Below are 20,922 nucleotides of genomic sequence, written 5' to 3' on the forward strand. Positions count from 1 at the left end.
TCAAGGATGGGGCGGCTTTGCAGCCAACGCTGTCCATTAGAGCGCAGCGGCCAGCGTCGGTCTTGCGCCGGCTCAAGCTGTGTTGCTGAAACTGTTAATTGATCAAAATCAAGACCGCTGTGGCCGTTTGTCTGAATCATAGGGGAATGCATGGCAATCATGGCAACCCGGGGACGAAACGATGGCGACACTGATACACGATCTGATCTTTGAATCGGCGCAGCGCGCGCCCCAGGCGCCTGCCTTGTCATGGCAGGGCGAGCAATTGAGCTATTGCGCGCTGGCGCAGTCCGTGCGCGAGGCAGCCAGCACCTTGCTGACCCTGGGCTTGCAGCGTGGCGCGCGCGTGGCCGTGTACCTGGAAAAACGCCCGGAAAACGTCAGCGCCATGTTTGGTGCGGCCGCCGCTGGCGGCGTGTTCGTGCCCGTCAATCCGCTGCTCAGGCCGGACCAGGTGGCGTACATCCTGGCCGATTGCAACGTGGCCATCCTCGTCACGTCGCGCGAGCGCCTGGCGCAGCTGGGCCCCGCGCTGGCCGCCTGCCCGGACTTGCAGACGGTGCTGCTGACGGGCGAGGGGGATGCGGACGCGAGCCTGGGCAAGGTGCGTTTGTTGCCGTGGAACGCCATGCCCGCCGCTGGCGCGCCCGCACCCCTATGGCACGCGGCGATCGACACGGACATGGCTGCCATCTTGTATACCTCGGGCAGCACGGGGCGGCCGAAAGGCGTGGTGCTGTCGCACAGGAACATGCTGGCGGGCGCGCTCAGCGTGTCGGGCTACCTGCGCAACACGCCGCAAGACCGGATTCTGTGCGTCTTGCCGCTCAGCTTTGATTATGGCTTGAGCCAGCTGACGACGGCGTTTGCCAGTGGCGCCTGCGCCGTGCTGATGAATTATCTGCTGCTGCGCGATATCGTCGAAGCCGTCGAGCAGGAAGCCATCACGGGCCTGGCCGCCGTGCCACCCCTGTGGGTGCAGCTTTCGCAGCTGAGCTGGCCCTTGTCCACGCCTTTGCGCTACATCACCAATTCGGGCGGCGTGATGCAGCGAGCCACCCTCGACCGGCTGCGCCAGTTGCTGCCGCGCACGCAGGTTTATCTGATGTATGGCTTGACGGAAGCGTTCCGCTCCACCTATCTGGCGCCAGAACAGCTGGAACGGCGCCCGGATTCCATCGGGCAGGCGATCCCCAACGCGGAAGTGCTGGTGCTGCGTCCGGACGGCAGCATGTGTGACGCCGACGAGCCGGGCGAGCTGGTGCACCGTGGCGCGCTGGTGGCGCTCGGTTACTGGAACGATGCGGCGCGCACGGCCGAGCGCTTCAAGCCACTGCCGCCGCAGGCAAGCGGCCTGGTGCTGCCGGAACTGGCCGTCTGGTCGGGCGACACGGTGCGCCGCGATGCGGACGGCTATCTGTATTTCGTGGGGCGCAGCGATGACATGATCAAGACGTCCGGTTACCGGGTCAGCCCTGCCGAGGTGGAGGAAGTCGCGTATGCGAGCGGGCTGGTGGGCGAGGCTGCGGCGCTGGGCCTGCCCCATGCCGTGCTGGGCCAGGCCATCGCCTTGCTCGTCACGCCTGCGCCTGGGGTGGAATTAGTGCGCGACAGCGTGCTGGCCGTCTGCCGCGCGCGCCTGCCCAGCTATATGGTGCCGCAGTGGGTGGAGATCCGCGACGGCGTGCTGCCGCGCAATCCGAACGGCAAGATCGATCGCCCCTTGCTGGCCAGGGAACTGGCGCGCGCGTATGCGGTCAAATCAGGAGATGCGGCATGAAGGACTTGATCCGCTCGAACAGCACGGAATTGCCGTCGCACCCACCTCTACGCCAGTTCGTCGTGGAAAACGACATGCTGCAGGTCGGCGGCGTGCCCTTGCGCCAGCTGGCGCAGAGGGTGGGCAGCACGCCGTTTTATGCGTATGAACGGGCGCACATCACGCGCCGCATGGCCGAACTGCGCGCCGCCTTGCCCGCTGGCGTGCACGTGCATTACGCCATGAAGGCCAACCCGATGCCGGCCGTGGTGCAGTGGCTGGCGGGCCTGGTCGATGGCATCGACGTGGCGTCGGGCGGCGAACTGGCCACCGCACTCGATACGCCCATGGCGCCGGAACGCATCAGTTTCGCGGGGCCGGGCAAGAGCGATGGCGAACTGGCGCGGGCCGTGGCCGCTGGTGTGCTGGTCAACGTGGAATCCGGCGCCCAGCTGGAACGGTTGGCGCTGGCCAGTGAACGGCTGGGCGTGATGGCCAGGGTGGCCGTGCGCGTCAATCCCGACTTCGCCTTGCGCCGCACGGGCATGCGCATGGGCGGCGGCGCGCAGCCGTTTGGCGTCGATGCGGCCCTGGTGCCGGCGTTGCTGGGCCGCATCGGCCAGCTGGGGCTGGATTTTCACGGCTTTCACCTGTATGCAGGCTCGCAAAGCCTGTCGGCGACGGCCCTGGCCGAAGCGCAGGCGCTCAGCGTGCAGCTGGCCCTGCAATTGGCCGACAGCGCGCCGTCGCCCATGCGCACCTTGAATATCGGCGGCGGCTTTGGCGTGCCGTATTTTCCTGGCGACCAGGCACTCGACCTGGCGCCCGTGGCGGCAGGCTTGCAGCGGCAGCTCGCCATCCTGGCACAGGCGGCGCCCGGCACGCGCCTGAACCTGGAGCTGGGCCGCTATCTGGTGGCCGAGGCGGGCGTGTATGTATGCAAGGTGCTCGAACGTAAGGTCTCGCATGGACAGGTCTTTCTGGTGACGGACGGGGGCTTGCACCATCACTTGGCGGCCTCGGGCAATTTCGGCCAGCTGATCCGCAAGAATTACCCGGTCGCCATCGGCAACCGGCTGAACGGCGGGGCGCGCGAAGTGGCGTCCGTCGTGGGGCCGTTGTGCACGCCGCTGGACTTGTTGGCCGACCAGATGGAAATGGCGCGCGCCGAGGAGGGCGACCTGGTGGCGGTGTTCCAGTCGGGCGCGTATGGCTTGACGGCCAGCCCGACGGCCTTTCTTGGCCATCCGCTGCCGGCCGAGGTGCTCGTATGAGCGGCCTGTGCGGTTGGCTGGCGGCGCCTGGCGGGGCGGCGGGCGGGGCTTCCGGCCTTGCCGCCGCGCACAGTGGCCCTGCAGCCGATAGCGCCGCGCAGACCGCGCTGGCAAGCATGGCCGCGCCCTTGTCGCGTTTCGATAGCGCGCCCCTGGCCGCCAGCTTGAGCGACGTGGGCGGCGTGGCTGTGGCCGCCATCGACGGCAGCCGCCATGTGTATCAGCAGGATGGCTTGCAAGTGGCCATCTGGGGCCGGCCCATGCTCGACGGTTCGGCCGACGATGTGGCGTGCCGCCTCGCTTCCCTGTGGCTGAGCCGGGGCGTGGCCGCCTGCGCCAGCCTGTCCGGGCCATTCTCTTTGGCCATCCTCGACGCCTTTTCCGGCTCGGCCCTGCTGGCCGTGGACCGCACCGGCATGCATCCGCTCAGCTATGCGAGCAATGCGCAAGGCCTGTTCTTTGCCTCCTCGATGGATGCCATGCTGGCCCATCCGTCCGTGCGGGGCGCGCTCGATCCGCAAGCACTGTATCACTACCTGTTCTTCCACATGGTGCCTGGCCCGGCCACGGCTTACCTGGGCCAGCAGCGCTTGCTGCCCGGCGAATACCTGCATGTGCGGGGCGGCAAGCAATGCAAGGGCCGCTACTGGCAGCTGACCTTCCAGGAGCCGGCAGCGGCGCGCACGCGGGCCAGCTTTGCCAGCAACAAGCAGGAATTCCTGCGTTTGCTGCGCCAGGCCGTGGAAAGCAGCCTGGGGGCGGATGGCGCGGACACGGGCGCGTTTCTCAGCGGCGGCACGGACAGTTCCACCCTGGCCGCCATCATGGGGCAGGTGACGGGCCGGCCCGCGCGCACGTATTCCATCGGCTTTGATGCGCCTGGTTATGACGAAATGGCGTATGCGCGCCTGGCCGCCAGCCATGCGGGCAGCATCCACCACGAGCGCTACGTGACACCAAATGACGTGCTGGCCGCGATTCCCGCCATGGCGGCCATTTTCGACCAGCCTTTCGGCAATGCCTCGGCCATTCCCGCCTTTTATTGCGCGCAGATGGCGCGCGAGGATGGCGTGAAGCGCCTCCTGGGCGGCGACGGCGGCGATGAATTATTTGGTGGCAATGAGCGCTATGCGCACCAGGCCTTGCTGTCGCAGTACGAGCGCTTGCCCGTCATGTTGCGCCAGGCCATCATCGAGCCGCTGCTCTTCCGCCAGCAAAGGGGCAAGCCGTGGCGGCTGGGCGACAAGGCGCGCCGCTACATCGAGCAAGCGAGCTTGCCGCTGCCGGCCCGCCTCGACAGCTACAATCTGCTGCTGCGCCATGGCCACAGCACGGTGCTGGAAGCGGGTTTCATCGATACCATAGCCCCCGGCATGGCGCCCGGCTGCGTGAATGGCGCCTATTGGGAACGGCAAGGCCAGGGCTTGAGCCAGATCAATGAGCTGCTGGCGCTGGACATGCGCTTTACCCTGGCCGACAACGACCTGTTCAAGGTGCGCAAGGCCTGCGAGCTGGCTGGCGTGGAAGCGGCGTTTCCCTTCCTGCACGACGCGATGGTGGCGTTTGCTGCGCGCCTGGCGCCGCGGGACAAGCTCGACGGCAGGCAATTGCGGCCCTTCTTCAAGCGGGCGCTGGCGGAAATCCTGCCACCGGCCATCGTGCGCAAGAAAAAGCATGGCTTCGGCTTGCCCTTCGGCCAGTGGTTGCACAGCCACGCGCCGCTGCGCGAATTTGCGTTTGACAATCTGACGCAACTGCGCGGGCGCGGCATCGTGCGGCCTGCCTTCATCGACGATCTGCAAGGGCGCTTGCTGGCGGAACATCCGGCCTATCACGGCACCATGGTGTGGCTGCTGCTGATGCTGGAACAGTGGCTCAGCCAGCATCCGGGCGCGCTGGGTGCGCTTGCCGGCGGTTTTGCCGCATGCGCCACAGAAACGCCAGGCGTCCTCGATCCCACGGCGTAAAGCGGGGCAGTTGCAGCAGGTCGAGTCCCGCGCCGGGGCGCGCCACGCCCCAGTCCGTCGCCACGGCCGCCTTGAATCCCAGGCTGTTGACCATTGCCACGTGCGGCGCGCCATAGTCGCGTCCGGCCTTGCCGTTGGGGTAAGCAAACAGGGTGACGGGTGTCTGTACCAGCGCTTCCAGCTGGCGCTTGCCATTGGCGATGTCCAGCCGCGCGGCGTGGTCCGGCAAGGTGGACAAAATCGGATGGCTGGCCGTGTGTGCGCCTAGGGCCATGCCGGCCGCATGTAACTGGCGCAGTTGCGCCGTGCTCAGCATGGCTGGCGGGCCCGCCGTGGCGCCCGCATGGCGGCGGATCTGCATGGCCAGCTGCTGGCGCCGGGCGAACGGCAGGTATTTGAGCTGGCCCAGCAAGGTGGCGATGGCCGCCTGCCGCTGCGCCAGGCTGGCGACGGGGAAGGTCCCCAGCTCGTGTTCGCGCAAGTCCAGCACGGGATCGGACGCCTGGCGCACGGCGTCGATCACCGTGTCGTTCCACATCTGTCCGCCATCCAGGTAGCCCGTGGCGATAAAAAACGTGGCGTGCAAGCCGTGGCGCTGCAGCAGCGGCAGGGCCACTTGCGCATTGTCTGCGTAGCCGTCGTCAAAGGTGATGCAGGCGGCGCGCGGCGGCAGGCTGCCATCCTGCAGCCGCTGCACGGCATCATTCAGCGGCAGCGGCGTATAGAAACGTTTCAAAAGGCGCAACTGTCGCTCGAACAGGGCCGCATCGACTTCGCCGGGAAACAGGGGGTCTGGCCGCGCCAGCACGCGGTGGTAGATCAAGATGGACAAGGTGGCCGTCATGGCTGCTCCGCGATGGCGGCCCGGGGTCTGGCCTGACGCGATGTAGAGGTGGGGGTGAGGGTGGGCGCCTGCTGCTCGACAACGATGCGCGTGGCGATCAGGGCGGCCATCAGGTAATACGGCATGTCGAAGTATAGCAGGCTGAGGAAGGCGCCGCCCACGGCAAAGCCGATCAAGCTGGCCTGGCTCATGGTGGCCAGGCCGTGCGCCCAGCGCAGTTCCGGCTTGCCCCGCGTGCGGCGGATGATGGCGGCCGCCGAGCGCCAGGTGGCGATGCCGAGCGCCAGGTAAATCAGCAAGCCGACAAAGCCGTGTTCGCCCAGCGCCTGGAAATAAATGCTGTGCGCCGCATGCACATCCATCGGGTTCGGCGCATAGCGGGCAAAGATGGCGGCGTCGGAAACGTCGAAGCCGCCGCCAGGAAAACGGTCGCGCGCCAGGTTCCACGCCATGCGCCAGGCATTCACGCGGCCCATGGCGGAAACATCGTCCTGATACGTGTTGATGGTGTCCATGCGCTCGGCCCAGCGCTCGGGCATAAAGGCCAGCAGCAGCGGCGCGACCGCACCGAGCAGCGCGCCCAGCACCAGCTTGCGGTCGCTTTTCAGCCACATGAACAGGCCCATGGCGGCAATGGCCAGCAGCCCGCCGCGCGAATACGAACCCAGCGCGGCCAGGGCTGACAGCAGCATCGCCGCGGACAAGCCATGGCGCACCCAGCGCTTGTCCGTGTTTTGCTGCAAATAATACATGAGGGGGATGGTAATGATCAGGGCCAGGGCCAAGGAATTGTTATCCCCAATAAACGTATCTTCCGGTCCCCAGACCCGCTCCGTGCCGCCGCTGCGGATGGTGAAGATGCCGCCTTTCACGCCGTAATAGCCGATCGAGCCCACCAGCACCCACACGAGGCGCACGATGTCGCGCCGCGTGCGTATCACCATCATGATGACAAAGCTCATCAGCATGATCTTCATGACCTTGTTCCACTGCACCCACGACGATTCCGGCAGCAGGGCGAACGGGGCCGTGACATTCATCCACACGACAAACAGCAGCAGCAGCAAGCTGACGGGCGTGAGCGGCAAGCTTTTCGGCTCGCGCGTCATGAGCAGGCTGAGCATGGTGGCGATGGCGATGATGAAGGCGAACGGCAAGTGGGTGGCAAAGCCCCAGGCTTGCGTGTGCGGATTCATCACGCTGACCCAGACCCACATCAGGCCGCCGATGGCTGGCGACTTCAGGATGAAGGGCAGTGAACCCAGGATGATGATGGTAATCAGTATGTCGCGCATGAAGGGGACGCTCCTGGTTTTTGCCCGGCTTGGCAAGGTCTTGATGCCTGTCAACGGGCTGGCGGGCAGGCTCAGTACACTGGTTCAACACTGTCCAGCACGTTGTTGAGTCTTTACATCGTTTTGTCATGGTAAGACCAAGGAGGCATGTCCTTGTTGACCGTTCTCATGGCGACCTACAATGGCGCCGGCACTTTGCCCCAGGTATTGCGCGCCTACATGGGACTGCGTGCGCCCGTGGGCGGCTGGCGCCTGCTCATCGCCGACAATGGCAGCACGGACGCCACCGCCCAGGTGATCGCCGCCTTCCGCGGCCGCTTGCCCTTGAGTTCCGTCTACGTGGCGCGGCGCGGCCGCAGCCCCGCTCTGAACGGGGCCGTCGAGCATGCCTTGCGCCAGGGAGGCGACGGCAGCGAACTGTTCGTGTTTGGCGACGACGACGCCATGCCGGCTTCCGACTGGCTGTGCCGCTTGCAGGACAGCGCGCGCAGCCACCCCGGTTACGCCCTGTTCGGCGGCGCCATCGTGCCCGCCTGGCGCGAACAACCGGCCCACTGGCTGCTGCGCCTGACCCCCGTTGGCTTGACGTGGGGCATCACCAGCCCCGATTTGCGCGAAGCCCCCATCTATCCTGGCCTCGTGTGGGGCGCCAACATGGCGATTCGCCGACGCATCTTCGAGGCGGGCGCCCGCTATGACGAAAGCATCGGCCCGCAGGGGGCCAATTACGCCATGGGCAGCGAAACCCGGCTCAACCTGGAGATGCATGCGGCCGGCAATCCGTCCTGGTTCTGTCCGCAAGCCAGAGTGGCGCACATCATCCGCGTCCCGCAAGTGCAGCGCGCCTGGATACTGCGCCGCGCCATGCTGTTTGGGCGGGGCCAGTGCCGGCTGGCGACCTTTGCGCCCAGCGTGGAGTTTCTCGGCGTGCCCCGCTGGATGCTGGGCAGATATGTGCGCGATTCCCTCGGCGCCGTGCGGGCCTGGCTGCGGCGCGACCACGCCGACTTGTTCCTGCGCCAGTGGGAACGGGCCTGGCTGCGCGGTTTCTTCCATGAAGCCTGGCGGGGACGGCGCAAACGCTTGCCGCGCATCGTCATCAGCAGTTATTCGGGCGAGCTGGGGGGCATGGAGCTGCGCATGGCGCAAGAGGCCAAAATGCTGGGCGCGAACGGCTATGACAGCGTGCTGGCGCTGCGGCGCTTTCCCGGTTTTAGGCTATGGGTGCAAGGCTTGCGCGCGCAGCAGCTGCAAGTGCGCGTCTATGAACCGCCCTTGTTTCTCGAACACTGGGCCTGGCGCCGCTGGAATTGGCTGCGCGCCAGGCTGACGGGCGCTTGGCGGCTGCGGCGGCTGCGGCCTGACCTCGTCCACGTGGCGTTTTGCTGGACCAGTTATGGCGCTTCCATCCTGTGGCTGGCCCGGCAATGCCGTTTGCCGGCCGTGATCAGCGTGCACAATGCGTTTCCTCTGGAGCCGTTCAGCGACTGGCAGCGGCCCCGCTTGCAGGAAGCGTTTCTCAGCGTCAAAGGCGTGTATGCCGTGTCGGCCTCGTCCATGCGGCATTTTCTCGACCTGTACCGCGACATGCTGGCGCCGGAAACGCGGCTGGCCGTCATTCCCAACGGCGTCGATACGGACACGTTTATCATCTCGCCCGAACGGAAAGTGCAGGCACGGCGGCAACTCGGGCTGCCGCCGGACGCGCTGGTACTGGGGGCCGTGGCGCGACTCTCCGCGCAAAAGCGTCCGCAAGCGCTGCTGGCCCTGTTTGCCTGCCTGGCCGCGCAGTTTCCCAACTTATATTTAGTGCTCGTGGGCACGGGGCCGCTGGAAGCCGCGCTGCGGTTGCAGGCGCAACAATCGGGTTTGCAGGATCGCGTAGTGTTTGCCGGCTTCCAGCAGCGCGTCGAACTGCTGATGCCGGCCTTCGACCTGCATGTGCTGCTGAGTAAAAACGAAGGCTTCGGCATCGCCACCATCGAAGCCATGGCTTGCGGCGTGCCGGCCGTGGGCACGGATGTGCCGGGCACCCACGATATCCTGCACGATAGCGCAGGCGGCATGCTGCTGCCGCTCGACGACGAGCACGCCGCCTGCGCGGCCGTGGCGCAGCTCTTGGCCGATGCGCCCCGGCGCGCGCGCATGGGACGGCTGGCCCGCGAGGAAACCGTGCAGCGCTATTCGATGCCGCGCCTGGAGCGCCAGTTGCGCCAATTCTATGCCGGCCTCGTGTAGGCGCGGGCGGCCCGCATGAGCGCCACCCGCCATTCGTTTTTCTTTTCGTTTGCCGAAAAATACACGGTGCTGCTGCTGGGCATCATCGCCACCATGGTGCTGTCGCGCCTGCTTACGCCGGCTGAAGTAGGCGTGTATTCGCTGGGCGCCGTGCTGGTGGCGCTGGCGCAAGTGGTGCGCGATTTTGGCGTGGGGCAATATCTGATCCAGGAAAAGCAGCTCGATGCCGTGAAATTGCGCGCCGCGCTGGCTACCAGCCTGCTCGTCGCCTGGTTGCTGGCCGGCCTGGTGCTGCTGGCCAGCGCGCCGCTCGCGCATTTCTATGGCGAGCCAAGGCTGACCCTGGTGCTGCGTTTGCTGGCGATCAATTTCCTTCTGATCCCGTTCAGCGCCTTGACCTTGCCGATGCTGCGCCGGCAGCTGCGCTTTCGCGCCATCTACGCCATCAACGCGGCCAATAGCGTGGTCAACCTGCTGGTGGCAGTGCTGCTGGCGCTGTATGGCTACAGTTATATGAGCATGGTATGGGCGGCGCTGGCCGGTTCCTGCGCGTCACTGCTGGTAAGCCTGCTGGTGCGGCCGGGCGAACTGCCGTGGCTGCCGGGGCGGCGCGGCATGGGCGCCATCGCCCGTTTTGGCGCGTATGCGACGGGTGGCGGTCTCGTCGACGAGGCGGGCGTGGCGGCGCCGGACCTCATCATCGGCAAGCTGATCGGCATTGAAAGCCTGGCCCTGTTCGGCAAGGCGCAAAGCGTGCTGAATATTTTCAACCAGGCCATCACCAGCGCCATCTCGCCCGTGGTGTTTCCCCTGTTCGCGGTCCGCGCGCGGGAAGGGGGAGGCCAGGGCGGACAGGGCGGGGCGGAACTCGTGTATTTGCGCACGATCAGCTACATGACGGCGCTGGCCTGGCCGTTTTTTCTCTTCCTCGCCTGCATGGCTTTGCCCCTGGTCAAGGTGTTGTATGGCACGCAATGGCTGGACTGTGTGCCCTTGATCCGCATCATGTGCCTGTCCTCGGCCGTGTATAGCATGTTCAGCATGGCCCGCTACCTGTTCGTGGCGACGGGCCAGTTGCATGCGCAGGTACGGCTCGATGCGTGGGCCGGCAGCTTGAAAGTGGCGCTGCTGCTGGCCGCGGCGCCGTTCGGTCTGGTGGCGGTGGCCTGGGCCGTGGTGCTCAGCAGCGTGCTGCGCAGCTGGCTGAACTACGGCAGCCTGCGCCGTTTGAGTGCACTGGACTGGCGCATCTTGGCGCGGGCCTTGCGCAAGAGTCTGCTGCTCTGCGGCTTCAGTGGCGTCGCGCCCATCGCTTCGCTGCTGTGGCTGCCTGCGGAGACACCGGCGCTGCTGGCGCTGACGGGCACGGCGCTGGCCACCTTGCTGTGCTGGCTGGCCGGCCTGTTCCTGTTGAGGCATGAACTCGCGGGCGAATTTTTGTTATTGCAACGCAAGCTAGCTGGCCGCTGGCTGGCAGTCAAATCACCGCACTGAGCCTTTGGTATCGGCGCGAACGCACGAAAGGATGACCATGCGTGTCGGTATCTTGTCCTACCCGATGCTGTTCCAGCGCGACGGCGGCTTGCAGATCCAGGTGCGCGAAACCATTGCCGCGCTGAACCGGCTGCCCCAGCAGGCGGCGCGCGCCCTGGAAGTGCAGCTGGTCGACGCCAACCATGAGCGGCTGGCCGATTTCGACGTGCTGCATGTGTTTTCGGCGAGTAATGGCACTTACCGCATCATGGAAATGGCCAGCGAGCAAGGCGTGCCCGTGGTGCTGTCGCCGCTGCTGTCGCCGGGCTGGGGCCGCGCCAGCGCCTGGCGCGCGCGGCTGGCCGACCGCCTGGCAGGGCGCCTGACGGAATGGATGGTGCAAACGAGCTATGCGCAAACGCGGCGCGCCTTGCAGCTGGCCGACGTGGTGATCGCCTTGGGCGAGGCTGAGCGCGACGCCATCGTGCACGGTTTCGGCATGCGGGCCGACGCCATCCGCGTCTTGCCGAATGGGATCAACCCGCATTTCTTCACGGCCAATGGCGATTTGTTCCTTCGCGAGACGGGTATCGCCGGGCCGTTCGTGCTGATGACGGGCAGCATTTCGCCGTATAAAAACCAGCTGGGACTGGCCCAGGCGCTGGCGGGCGCCGGCTTGCCCCTGGTACTGATCGGCGCCGCGCCGCGCGAACAGCAAGCGTATCTGCAGCAATTGCTGGACTTGCCGCACGTCAGCTGGCTGGGCGCGCTCGACCACGCCGACCCGCTGCTGGCCAGCGCCTACCATGCGGCGGCCGTGGCGGCCTTGCCCAGCCAGGGCGAAGTGTTTCCCTTGAGCGTGCTCGAAGCGCTGGCGGCCGGCACGCCCGTCGTCATGACGGCGCAAAGTGCACTGGACTTGCCCGATTCCGCGTTCGCGCTGCGCAAGGTGGCTTGGGACGACGGCGCCGCGCAACGCCAGGCCATCCTTGAACTGCTGGCGCTGCAGCCCGAACGCTGCCGTGTGCAAGCCCTGGTGGAACGCTTTACATGGGAACGGGTGGCGGCGCAGATTGCCGATTGTTACTACCAGCTGCAGTCCTTGCCTGCCAGGAGGCAGCATGCTGTTTAATTCCTTCGCCTTCCTGTTTGCCTATCTGCCCATCGTGCTGGCCGGCTATTTTCTGCTGGACCGCTGGGCCTCCGCCGCCGGCGCCACTACCAGCTGGCGCCGCCTGGGACCCGCCTCTTGGCTGGCCGGCGCCTCGCTGTTTTTCTATGCCTGGTGGGACGTGCGCTACCTGCCGCTGCTGCTGGCGTCGATCTGCGTTAATTACGGCGCCGGGCGGCTGATCGGCTCCTGCGCGGGCGCGGCCCGCAAGCGCGCACTGCTGGCGGCCCTGGCGCTGAACCTGGGTTTGCTCGCCTACTACAAATATGCGAATTTCTTCATCGACAGCGTGAACGCCGTCGCCATCGCTGCCGGTGCCGATACTGCCAGCCTGCCGTGGCACGGCCTCGACATCATCCTGCCGATCGGCATCTCGTTTTTCACCTTCACGCAGATCGCCTTCCTCGTCGATTGCTACCGGGGCGAGGTGCGCGAATACCGTTTCATTCATTACGTGCTGTTCGTCAGTTATTTCCCCCACCTGATCGCCGGCCCCGTGCTGCACCACCGCGACATGATGCCGCAGTTCGCCGACCCGGCCAATGCCCACCCGCGCGCCGCCAATTTCGCCATCGGCCTGTCGATTTTTACGATTGGCCTGGCCAAAAAGGTGCTGATCGCCGACAACCTGTCGCCGCTGGCCATCCCCGTCTTCGCGGCCGGCGCCCAGCCGACCCTGATCGAGGCCTGGATCGGCGTACTTGCCTACACCTTCCAGCTGTATTTCGACTTTTCCGGCTATTCCGACATGGCCATTGGCCTGTCGCGCCTGTTCGGCGTGAAATTGCCGCTGAATTTCAATTCACCATACAAGGCGGCCAATATCGCCGACTTCTGGCGCCGCTGGCACATGACCTTGTCGCGTTTCCTGCGCGACTATTTATATATTCCCCTGGGCGGCAGCCGCCGTGGCGAGGCCATGCGCTACCGCAACCTGATGCTGACCATGCTGCTGGGCGGCCTGTGGCATGGCGCCGGCTGGACCTTTGTCATCTGGGGCGGCTTGCACGGCCTGTACCTGGTGCTGCAACAGGCGTGGCAGCGCGCGTTCGGCTCGATCCAGGCGCGCTGGTGGCCTGGCGTATTGACCTTTCTTGCCGTCATGCTGGCCTGGATCTTCTTCCGCGCGCCCGACGTGGCCACGGCCTGGGACATCACGGGCGCGCTGGTGGGCGCGAATGGCGTGAGCTTGCCGCGCGGCCTGGTAAGTCACGCGGCCAGCCTGGCGCAGTGGGGCTGGCAGCCCGCCTTCGACGGCATCCGCTGGATCGAACTGGCCGGGCCCGGCTTGCCCACGCTGCTGGCGGCGATGCTGCTGGCTTTCAAGGCGCCGAACACGCAAGAAATATTCTTTCTCTACGAACCAGCCATTGAAAGAATATTTCAACCCGCAGGGCGTTGGGCCTTCAGCTGGCGCCCCACGTCCCGCTGGAGCCTGGGCTTTGCCGCGCTGTTCGTCGCCTGCATCTTCGGCATGAACCGGGTCACCGAATTTCTTTACTTCCAGTTCTGACCATGGACAGTTCCGGCCGCCGCTACCTCATCTGCTTCTTCGCCTGCGTCTTCCTGGTGCTCGGCTCCGTCTCGGTCATGAATTACCAGGTCGATCCCTACCTGCTGCACCAGTGGGACAGCCCCTTGCTGCAGCGCCCGCGCCAGCTGAATGAAAAACTCGGCGCCTGGGCCAAGACCTATGCCGTGGCGCGCTACCGGCCGGCCATCATCTACATCGGCAATTCGCGCACGGAAATGGGCTTGCCGACGGGCGTGCGCGCCCTGTTCGACGGCAAGAGCGTCTTCAACAGCGCGGTGTCCGGCGCCTCGATCGGCGACGCCATCCGCCTGGCCGAGCATGCGGCCAGGGTCAGCCGCGTCGAGACCATGGTGTGGGGCATCGACGCGCCCACATTTTCCCTGAACATGGGGGCGGCGCGCGTGGAAGACAGCCTGACGGGCGCCGAGCACGGCTTTTTCGCCCGGCGCGCCCTGGTCAACCTGAAGCGTGGCCTGACCTTGGACATGACGGAGGACAGCGTGCGCATCCTCACCGGCAATGCCGGCGATGTCTGCCGCTCCAACCTGGCCTTGTATGGGCAGCGCGACGAGACTTGCACCCTCAAAGGCATGCGGCACTGGCTGGGAACAAAGGACGCCATTCCCGTGCGCCTGCAGGAATTCAGCGATGGCCAGGGGCCGACGCCGCCCTCGACACTCGCGCTTGACGCCAGCATCGGCAAGCTGTGCCGGGGCGCCATGCGCCTGCGCCTGTACATCAACCCCACGCACGCGCTGACGATGTACGCGCTGCACTGGCGCGGCAAGTGGGATGCCATGCAGGCCTGGCAGCGCGGCCTGGTGCAGCTCGTCGAGCGCCACCGCCAGCGGGGCTGCGACGTGCGCCTGTATGATTTTTCCGGTTTTAACAGCATCACGACCGAAGCGACCCCGCTCGTCAGCGGCAAGCCCGAGATGCATTATTACTGGGAAGTGTCGCATTACCGGGACAATGTGGGCCGTTTGATCCTGGCGCGCCTGTTCGGCGGTGGCACGCCGCCGCCGGCCGATTTCGGCGTGGAGCTGACGCAGGCCAACATCGATGCCCACCAGGCCGCCACGCGCGCCGCGCGCGACCGCTATCGCGTGGAACACGCGCGCGAGGCGGCCTATGCGCAGCGGGTGCTGGACGGGCCGCTGATCCGGCGATGATGTAAGCCGCCGCATACGCCATTTCTCTACTTCCAGTGCTGACCATGGATACCATTGCCCGTCGCTACCTCGCCATCTTCCTTGCCTGCGTGCTGGCCGCGCTGGCCCTCGTTTCCGCCGTCAATTACCACGTCGACCCGTATCTGCTGCACCAGTGGGACAGCCCGCTGCTGCAGCGATTGCGGCCGACGACCGAAAAACTCAGCGTGTGGGGCAAGACGTATGCCGTGGCGCGCTACCGGCCCGCCGTCGTGTATATCGGCAATTCGCGCACGGAAATGGGCTTGCCGACGGGCGTGCGCGCCCTGTTCGATGGCAAGAGCGTGTTCAACAGCGCGGTGTCCGGCGCCTCGATCGGCGAGGCTATCCGCCTGGCCGAGCACGCGGCCAGGGTCAGCCATGTCGACACCATGGTGTGGGGCATCGATGCCCCCTCGTTCTCGCTGGAACTGGGCTCGGCTGGCGTGGAGCCGGGCCTGACGGCCGCCGGCCCCGCGTTTTTCGCGCGCCGTGCCTTGCTCAATATCAAGCGCGGCCTGACTGTCGACATGACGCGCGACACCTGGCGCATCCTCAGCGGCAGCTATGACGGCGTGTGCCTGTCCAGCCTGGCCTTGCACGGCCAGCGCGACGAGTCCTGCCTTACCAGCCGCAACCGTACCTGGACCGGCACGGCGCGCGCCTTCACGCCGCGCCTGCAGGAATTTGGCGACGGCCTGGGGCCGACGGCGCCCGCGCTGCAGGCCTTCGATGCCAGTGTCGGCAAACTGTGCCGGGGCGGCACGCGCTTGCGCCTGTACATCAATCCCACGCACGCGCTCACGCTCGACGCCCTGTACTGGCGCGGCAAATGGGGCGCCATGGAAGCATGGCAGCGGGACTTGGCGCAGCTGGCCGGACGCTACCGGCGCCTGGGCTGCAACGTGCGCCTGTATGATTTTTCCGGTTTCAACAGCATCACCAGCGAGGCGATCCCGCAGGTGACGGGGGCGCGCGCGATGCGCTATTACTGGGAAGCGTCGCACTATCGCGACAATGTGGGGCGCTTCATCCTGGCACGCCTGTTCGGCGGCCCTGTACCGCCGCCGGCGGACTTCGGCGTGGAGTTGACGGAAAACGGCATCGCGGCCCACCAGACGGCCGTGCGCGCCGCGCGCGAACGCTATCACGCGCAGCACGCGGAGGAAACGGCGTATCTGCGCCACGTGCTGACCTTGCCGCGCGAACCCGAATAGGGGGCTATCGGTGCCAGGCGTATAGCGTGGGGCAGGGCGCTTGCGCTATGATGATGTTTTGCCATCCAGCAAGTTCCAGGACACCCCATGAAAATCGCCTTCTTTGCCAGTCAGCCCTATGACCGCCGTTTCTTCGATGAAGCCTTGCCGTCCCAGCCCGACGCCGCCGGCATCGAACTGGTCTATCACAGCGCCTTGCTGAGCCAGGAAACCGTGGTGCTGGCGCAAGGCGCACAGGCCGTCTGCGTCTTCGTCAACGACGTGCTCGACGCGCCAGTGCTGGAATCGCTGCACGGCTACGGCGTGCGCGCCATCCTGCTGCGCTGCGCCGGCTACAACAACCTCGACCTGGAAGCGGCCAAGCGCCTGGGCCTGTTCGTCGCCCGCGTGCCCGCCTACTCGCCGGAAGCCGTGGCCGAATACACTTTGGCCCTCGTGCAAACCCTGAATCGCCATACGCACCGCGCGTATGCCCGCGTGCGCGAAGGCAATTTCTCGCTCGACGGCTTGCTGGGCGCCACCTTGCACGGCAAGACGGTGGGTATCGTCGGCACGGGCAAGATCGGCCTGGCCACGGCGCGCATTTTCAAGGGCTTCGGCTGCACGGTGCTGGGCCACGACCCGTATCCGGCGCCTGCGTTCGCAGAGCTGGGCACGATGGTGGAGCTGCCGCAGCTGCTGGCCGAATCCGACATCGTTTCCCTGCATTGCCCCTTGATGGACAGTACGCGCCACATGATCAGCGAAGCAACCTTGCCGCTGATGAAGAAGGGCGCCATGCTGGTGAACACGTCGCGCGGCGGCCTGATCGACACGGGCGCCGTCATCGAGGCGCTCAAATCGCGCCAGCTGGGTTCCCTTGCCATCGACGTGTATGAGCAGGAAAGCAATCTGTTCTTCCAGGACCGCTCGTCCGACATCATCGACGACGATATCTTCCAGCGATTGATGACGTTCCCCAACGTGCTGGTGACGGGCCACCAGGGTTTCTTTACCATCGAAGCGCTGCGCGAGATCGCCGCCATCACGTATCACAACCTGGCGTGTTTCCTGCAGGGCAAGGTATGCGAAAACAGCGTACTAAGCAGCTGACGCCGGTTTTTTAGGCTTGGGCGGCGGCTTGGGTTTCGGCAGCGGCAAGGCATCGGCCGTGCGCCGCGCCAACTGGCCCAGCCAGTCGCGCTCGTCCCACAGCCCGCCATCGATGAGGAAATACGGCTTGGCTTGCGGGTAGGGCGGCGCTTCCTGCAGCGTGCCTTGTGCGCTGATCCAGGCGCGGCCCGCGTCCGTGGGCTTGATGAAGAGCTGGTCGTCGGCGACGATGGCGAACATCTTGCCGTCGCAATACAGGCCATACTCGCCGAACATTTTTTTCGCGCTGACGCTGCCCGCGCCCGCCATCTGGTCGAGCAAAAAATCCACCGTGCCTTGCTGTGATGCCATGTCGTCCTCCGTTTGAAAGAACAGTGTAGCGCACTGGCCAGGATTCGCTGGCAAGGCTACACTACGGCCATTGATTTTTTCGCATGACTTCTTTTCCCATGACACCCGAGCATATTATTCACCGCGGCATCCGCATCGCCACCCTGGCCGCCGGCGACCCCATCGAAACCCATTGCGCACCGGGCCACACGGCCATCCGCGAACAGGCCGACGGCTGGTGGCTGTATTTTGTCGACGAGGATGGCACCGTCGACGGCTATGACAGCCCGTTCGCCAGCCACGCCGAAGCGCTGTGGGCGGCCAAGGCCGCAGCCGAGTTCAGCGCCCAATGAAGGCCAGTCCGTGGGCTTTCCTAGGCTTGCCGCAAGCCCCTGCGCCGGAAGCGGAAAGCGCGGAGTACGGCGCCTGCCGTGCTGAATTACATGGCAAGCGCCTGGTCTTGCGCGTGGCGAAAACCACGCCGACGAAAACCGGCCAGTTCGTCACCGTCTGGAAGCGCCCCCATCCCGATGCCGACATCGCCCCGCTGGACGAAACGGACCCCGTCGATGTCGTCATCATCGCCGTGGCCGACGACGACGACGGCGTGCAGCACGGCTTTTTCATTTTTTCGCGCAGCGTGCTGCTGGAACGGGGCGTGATGTCGCGCGCCGGCCAAGGCGGCAAACGCGCGCTGCGCGTGTATCCGCCGTGGTGCGCGCCCCAATCTGTCCAGGCCTTGCGCACGCAGCGCTGGCAGGCGGGGTGTTTTGTGGCGGCGGGGGATCAGCCAAGGCTGGAACAGATGTTCAGGGAGTAATTATTCCCTTTTGCCTTTGAATTTATCTGGGCTTTACGCCAGTAGCAGACTGTCCAGCAGGTACGTTCCACACATAAATGAATGAAACCATAGCAAATGACGAGTCGAAATCGACTCTCGGCCCCTGGAGTCTGTCCGGGCGGGGCGACCTGTATCGCCGCTGTAGCAGTCGTTCGACTGATACAGCATGTGCTTGTACGCGGCGCCTTGTGCCTTGTCCCTGCCGTGCCGCGCTTTTAGACTGGGGGCTTCTCCACGCTGCGACTGCATACCATGACCGAACTCCTACCCCTGATGAGCTATTGTTTTGTAATGTCCGCCACGCCCGGTCCGAACAACGTCATGCTGGCCACCACCGGCGCCAATTTTGGCTATCGCGGTGCGCTGCCGGTTATCCTCGGCATCCAGGTCGGCATCTTTGTGCAGACCATGCTCATGTGCGTGGGGCTGGGCAGCGTGTTCGTCGCATACCCGATGGTGCAGCAGGTACTGCGGATCGCGGGCGCGCTGTACCTGATGTTTTTGGCCTGGAAGCTTGCGGGCGCCTCGGTGGCGGGAACCAGCGCACCGAAGGCCGTGTCGTTTGCGCAGGCGGCGCTGTTTCAGGCGCTGAATCCCAAAAGCTGGCTCAAGGCGATCACCATGGCGTCGGTCTTCATGCCTTCGCAGAGCAATATGCTCGCCAGCGCGCTGTTGGTGTCCGTGATCGGCACCGTGGTGGGCATGCCGTGCAACGCCATGTGGGCGCTGTTCGGCGTCTCGATCCGCAGTGTGCTGAAAGCGCCGCGCAACCAGCGCATATTCAATTTGGCGATGGGTGCCATCCTGCTGGTCCTCGCCGTGACGTTTTTACGCTAGACTTCCACCCATGTTCGCCATCGACCGCTCCTCACCCATCGCCCTGTTCAAGCAAATCGAGGCAGCATTGCGTCAGCAGATCGCGCAACGCGTCCTGCCTGGCGGGACCAGGCTGCCGTCGATCCGCCAGCTCGCCACGCAGCTCGCGGTGAGCACCAACACCGTGGTGGTGGCTTATGACAGGCTGGTGGCCGCAGGCGTCATCGATACGCACGGCACGGCGGGCTTCTTCGTCTGCGCACCAACTGACGCCAGCCGCGTCATTCCCGACGAGGTGGCGCTGGAAGCGGGCCAGGAGCAAGAGCCGGTTTGGCTGAGCCAGCAAGTGAACGACCAGCGGCCGGGCGTGCTGCTGGCCAGCAGCGGCGCCTTGCCGCCCACTTGGCTGCAGGACGCGCTGCCGGCGGCCGCCGTGCAACGTGGCCTGGCGCGTAGCGCGGCCGGTATGGCCTCGCGCTGTCCGCCGCAAGGGCTGGCCGAACTGCGCGAGCAGATCGCGCTGCTGTTGCGCGGCATCGGCATCGCTGCGGACGCCAGCCACATCCTCACCACTTTCGGCGGCACCCATGCAATCGATCTGATCTGCCGCACGTTTCTGCAGCCCGGCGATACGGTGCTGGTGGAAGACCCCGGATACTTCCTGATGTTCGGCAGGCTGCGCCAGGACGGCGTGCGCCTGGTACCCATCAAGCGCCGTCCCGATGGCCTCGACCTGGACGAACTGGAAGCCGCCTGCCGCGTGCACCGTCCGCGCCTGCTGTTCATGCAGACGGCTTTGCACAATCCCACCGGGTGGAGCAGCAGCGCCACCAATCTGCACAAGGTGCTGATCATGGCGCAGCAGTATGGCTTTCTGATCGCCGAAGACGATGTGCACGGCCATTTCCAGCCGGGCCACAGCATGCGGCTGGCATCGCTGTCCGGACTGGACGGCGTGATCTATTACTCCAGCCTGTGCAAGGCGCTGAGTCCGGCCCTGCGCATGGGCTATCTGGCCGCGGCGCCCGCCCTGCTCAAGCTGCTGATGCGAACCAAGATCCACGCCATCATGACTTTGCCTGCGCTGAATGAATACGTTCTGCTGGAAGTGCTCAAGGCCGGCAACCTGCGCAAGCACCTGGAGCGGCTGCAACGCAAGATCATGCTGGCGCGCAACGCCAGCACGCGGCAATTGAGCGCGGCCGGCGTGCTGTTCGAACAGCCCGGCGACGCAGGAATTTTCCTGTGGGGCAGCATGCCCGAAGGACTGGATGTGGACTTGCTGGTGCAGGACGCCTACCGCAACAAGATCCTGATGATGCGCGGCGCTGCGTTCTCGGCCAACGACATGCCCAACCAGCACATCCGCTTTAACGTCGCCTTCAGCCAGCATCCGCGCGTGAGCGCCTACCTTGAAGAACGCCTGCGCGCAGTGGCTGGCGCGCGCTCAAGCCTGGCCCGCGCCAGCGGCGCCGCCAGCATCGAGGGCAAGTCCTGAGTATTGGCCGCGCCCGCCTTCCTTTGCACTTCATCGTGACAGCGCGAAGCATTCCGTCCGAGGCGGCTCACCTATGCATTACCACTGACAAACAAGGTGATGCACATGAGCTCCGTTACCGTAGATCAACACACCGAAGGAAGAAAGTCATTCGAAAAATCAATGAAGGCGCTTGAAAGCCAGCTTATCAACGCCGGAGCTGATGCCGCCGTCGGCTCAAAAATTCGGCTGGCTTATTCGCGCGGAATCAAGGCAATGGCGCAGAAGCTGGAAAATAGCGCTCGCACAGGAAAAGAATAGGGCGAATTTCCGCTATGGGGCGAAAACGGACGTACCAAGCCATGGCGCGAGCATTAAGATGGCAGCGCGATTCCAGCGATGAA

Annotated in this window: 18 protein-coding genes; 15 read left to right on the forward strand and 3 right to left on the reverse strand. The window is 65.4% G+C overall.

The features are described from left to right. The first annotated feature begins 181 nt into the window (after window positions 1–181). From ACQ4WY_RS00470 to ACQ4WY_RS00480, 3 genes are read left to right on the forward strand one after another with little or no spacing between them, the layout of a single operon-like run. Window positions 182–1,780, forward strand: a complete 1,599-nt coding sequence (locus ACQ4WY_RS00470; protein ID WP_436502338.1) for an acyl-CoA ligase (AMP-forming), exosortase A system-associated — start codon at window positions 182–184, stop codon at window positions 1,778–1,780. Continuing rightward, the gene (locus ACQ4WY_RS00475) at window positions 1,777–3,033 is read left to right on the forward strand and encodes a pyridoxal-dependent decarboxylase, exosortase A system-associated (protein WP_436502339.1); all 1,257 of its coding nucleotides are present in this window, start codon (window positions 1,777–1,779) and stop codon (window positions 3,031–3,033) included. The genes ACQ4WY_RS00470 and ACQ4WY_RS00475 overlap by 4 nt, the downstream gene beginning before the upstream one ends. Beyond that, the gene (locus ACQ4WY_RS00480) at window positions 3,030–5,000 is read left to right on the forward strand and encodes an asparagine synthetase B family protein (protein ID WP_436502340.1); all 1,971 of its coding nucleotides are present in this window, start codon (window positions 3,030–3,032) and stop codon (window positions 4,998–5,000) included. Before ACQ4WY_RS00475 ends, ACQ4WY_RS00480 begins: the two co-directional genes overlap by 4 nt. On the opposite strand, the gene ACQ4WY_RS00485 is transcribed toward ACQ4WY_RS00480, so the two are convergent. Next, complete coding sequence (locus ACQ4WY_RS00485; protein ID WP_436502341.1) at window positions 4,909–5,844, reverse strand: polysaccharide deacetylase family protein; 936 nt, start codon at window positions 5,842–5,844, stop codon at window positions 4,909–4,911. The two genes, ACQ4WY_RS00480 and ACQ4WY_RS00485, sit on opposite strands and share 92 nt — an antisense overlap. Then, complete coding sequence (locus ACQ4WY_RS00490; RefSeq protein ID WP_436502342.1) at window positions 5,841–7,139, reverse strand: putative O-glycosylation ligase, exosortase A system-associated; 1,299 nt, start codon at window positions 7,137–7,139, stop codon at window positions 5,841–5,843. Before ACQ4WY_RS00490 ends, ACQ4WY_RS00485 begins: the two co-directional genes overlap by 4 nt. Before the next feature lie 153 nt (window positions 7,140–7,292). On the opposite strand from ACQ4WY_RS00490, the gene ACQ4WY_RS00495 reads away from it, so the two are divergent. From ACQ4WY_RS00495 to ACQ4WY_RS00525, 7 genes are all read left to right on the forward strand, one after another. Beyond that, window positions 7,293–9,377, forward strand: coding sequence for a glycosyltransferase (locus ACQ4WY_RS00495; RefSeq protein ID WP_436502343.1), 2,085 nt, complete (start codon window positions 7,293–7,295; stop codon window positions 9,375–9,377). 15 nt (window positions 9,378–9,392) lie between these two features. Beyond that, a complete protein-coding gene (locus ACQ4WY_RS00500) occupies window positions 9,393–10,871 on the forward strand; it encodes a lipopolysaccharide biosynthesis protein (RefSeq protein ID WP_436502344.1) in 1,479 nt (492 codons plus the stop codon). A gap of 37 nt (window positions 10,872–10,908) precedes the next feature. Next, window positions 10,909–11,982, forward strand: a complete 1,074-nt coding sequence (locus ACQ4WY_RS00505; protein WP_436502345.1) for a glycosyltransferase family 4 protein — start codon at window positions 10,909–10,911, stop codon at window positions 11,980–11,982. Next, window positions 11,972–13,534, forward strand: coding sequence for an MBOAT family O-acyltransferase (locus ACQ4WY_RS00510; protein WP_436502346.1), 1,563 nt, complete (start codon window positions 11,972–11,974; stop codon window positions 13,532–13,534). Before ACQ4WY_RS00505 ends, ACQ4WY_RS00510 begins: the two co-directional genes overlap by 11 nt. 2 nt (window positions 13,535–13,536) lie before the next feature. Continuing rightward, a complete protein-coding gene (locus ACQ4WY_RS00515) occupies window positions 13,537–14,727 on the forward strand; it encodes a hypothetical protein (RefSeq protein WP_436502347.1) in 1,191 nt (396 codons plus the stop codon). Between the two features lie 44 nt (window positions 14,728–14,771). Continuing rightward, a complete protein-coding gene (locus ACQ4WY_RS00520; protein WP_436502348.1) occupies window positions 14,772–15,962 on the forward strand; it encodes a hypothetical protein in 1,191 nt (396 codons plus the stop codon). A gap of 87 nt (window positions 15,963–16,049) precedes the next feature. Continuing rightward, the gene (locus ACQ4WY_RS00525; protein WP_353657284.1) at window positions 16,050–17,054 is read left to right on the forward strand and encodes a 2-hydroxyacid dehydrogenase; all 1,005 of its coding nucleotides are present in this window, start codon (window positions 16,050–16,052) and stop codon (window positions 17,052–17,054) included. Here ACQ4WY_RS00525 and ACQ4WY_RS00530 read toward each other — a convergent pair. Further along, the gene (locus ACQ4WY_RS00530) at window positions 17,043–17,405 is read right to left on the reverse strand and encodes a TfoX/Sxy family protein (RefSeq protein ID WP_353657283.1); all 363 of its coding nucleotides are present in this window, start codon (window positions 17,403–17,405) and stop codon (window positions 17,043–17,045) included. The two genes, ACQ4WY_RS00525 and ACQ4WY_RS00530, sit on opposite strands and share 12 nt — an antisense overlap. An 83-nt stretch (window positions 17,406–17,488) precedes the next feature. Between ACQ4WY_RS00530 and ACQ4WY_RS00535 the strand changes: the two genes are divergently transcribed. The 5 genes from ACQ4WY_RS00535 (at window position 17,489) to ACQ4WY_RS00555 (ending at window position 20,839) form a co-directional block, all read left to right on the forward strand. Beyond that, window positions 17,489–17,737 (forward strand): hypothetical protein, encoded by a 249-nt coding sequence (locus ACQ4WY_RS00535; protein WP_436502349.1) that lies wholly within the window; start codon window positions 17,489–17,491, stop codon window positions 17,735–17,737. Further along, window positions 17,734–18,204, forward strand: a complete 471-nt coding sequence (locus ACQ4WY_RS00540) for a MepB family protein (RefSeq protein WP_436502350.1) — start codon at window positions 17,734–17,736, stop codon at window positions 18,202–18,204. The genes ACQ4WY_RS00535 and ACQ4WY_RS00540 overlap by 4 nt, the downstream gene beginning before the upstream one ends. A gap of 273 nt (window positions 18,205–18,477) precedes the next feature. Continuing rightward, a complete protein-coding gene (locus ACQ4WY_RS00545) occupies window positions 18,478–19,062 on the forward strand; it encodes a LysE family translocator (protein WP_436502351.1) in 585 nt (194 codons plus the stop codon). Between the two features lie 10 nt (window positions 19,063–19,072). After that, entirely contained in the window at window positions 19,073–20,539 is a 1,467-nt protein-coding gene (locus tag ACQ4WY_RS00550) for an aminotransferase-like domain-containing protein (protein WP_436502352.1), read from the forward strand. Window positions 20,540–20,644: 105 nt separating this feature from the next. Further along, window positions 20,645–20,839 (forward strand): hypothetical protein, encoded by a 195-nt coding sequence (locus tag ACQ4WY_RS00555; protein WP_436502353.1) that lies wholly within the window; start codon window positions 20,645–20,647, stop codon window positions 20,837–20,839. The last annotated feature ends 83 nt before the right edge of the window (window positions 20,840–20,922 follow it).

This window comes from Janthinobacterium salmonicoloratum, assembly GCF_051380845.1.
Classification (GTDB): domain Bacteria; phylum Pseudomonadota; class Gammaproteobacteria; order Burkholderiales; family Burkholderiaceae_D; genus Janthinobacterium; species Janthinobacterium lividum_F.

Excerpts from the sequence above, each read along its gene's own strand:
- ACQ4WY_RS00470 (WP_436502338.1), top strand. The coding sequence starts at position 182 with ATGGCGACACTGATACACGATCTGATCTTTGAATCGGCGCAGCGCGCG.
- ACQ4WY_RS00540 (WP_436502350.1), top strand. The coding sequence starts at position 17,734 with ATGAAGGCCAGTCCGTGGGCTTTCCTAGGCTTGCCGCAAGCCCCTGCG.
- ACQ4WY_RS00490 (WP_436502342.1), bottom strand. The coding sequence starts at position 7,139 with ATGCGCGACATACTGATTACCATCATCATCCTGGGTTCACTGCCCTTC.
- ACQ4WY_RS00535 (WP_436502349.1), top strand. The coding sequence starts at position 17,489 with ATGACTTCTTTTCCCATGACACCCGAGCATATTATTCACCGCGGCATC.
- ACQ4WY_RS00500 (WP_436502344.1), top strand. The coding sequence starts at position 9,393 with ATGAGCGCCACCCGCCATTCGTTTTTCTTTTCGTTTGCCGAAAAATAC.
- ACQ4WY_RS00530 (WP_353657283.1), bottom strand. The coding sequence starts at position 17,405 with ATGGCATCACAGCAAGGCACGGTGGATTTTTTGCTCGACCAGATGGCG.
- ACQ4WY_RS00505 (WP_436502345.1), top strand. The coding sequence starts at position 10,909 with ATGCGTGTCGGTATCTTGTCCTACCCGATGCTGTTCCAGCGCGACGGC.
- ACQ4WY_RS00520 (WP_436502348.1), top strand. The coding sequence starts at position 14,772 with ATGGATACCATTGCCCGTCGCTACCTCGCCATCTTCCTTGCCTGCGTG.
- ACQ4WY_RS00545 (WP_436502351.1), top strand. The coding sequence starts at position 18,478 with ATGACCGAACTCCTACCCCTGATGAGCTATTGTTTTGTAATGTCCGCC.
- ACQ4WY_RS00485 (WP_436502341.1), bottom strand. The coding sequence starts at position 5,844 with ATGACGGCCACCTTGTCCATCTTGATCTACCACCGCGTGCTGGCGCGG.
- ACQ4WY_RS00475 (WP_436502339.1), top strand. The coding sequence starts at position 1,777 with ATGAAGGACTTGATCCGCTCGAACAGCACGGAATTGCCGTCGCACCCA.
- ACQ4WY_RS00510 (WP_436502346.1), top strand. The coding sequence starts at position 11,972 with ATGCTGTTTAATTCCTTCGCCTTCCTGTTTGCCTATCTGCCCATCGTG.
- ACQ4WY_RS00515 (WP_436502347.1), top strand. The coding sequence starts at position 13,537 with ATGGACAGTTCCGGCCGCCGCTACCTCATCTGCTTCTTCGCCTGCGTC.
- ACQ4WY_RS00555 (WP_436502353.1), top strand. The coding sequence starts at position 20,645 with ATGAGCTCCGTTACCGTAGATCAACACACCGAAGGAAGAAAGTCATTC.
- ACQ4WY_RS00480 (WP_436502340.1), top strand. The coding sequence starts at position 3,030 with ATGAGCGGCCTGTGCGGTTGGCTGGCGGCGCCTGGCGGGGCGGCGGGC.
- ACQ4WY_RS00550 (WP_436502352.1), top strand. The coding sequence starts at position 19,073 with ATGTTCGCCATCGACCGCTCCTCACCCATCGCCCTGTTCAAGCAAATC.
- ACQ4WY_RS00525 (WP_353657284.1), top strand. The coding sequence starts at position 16,050 with ATGAAAATCGCCTTCTTTGCCAGTCAGCCCTATGACCGCCGTTTCTTC.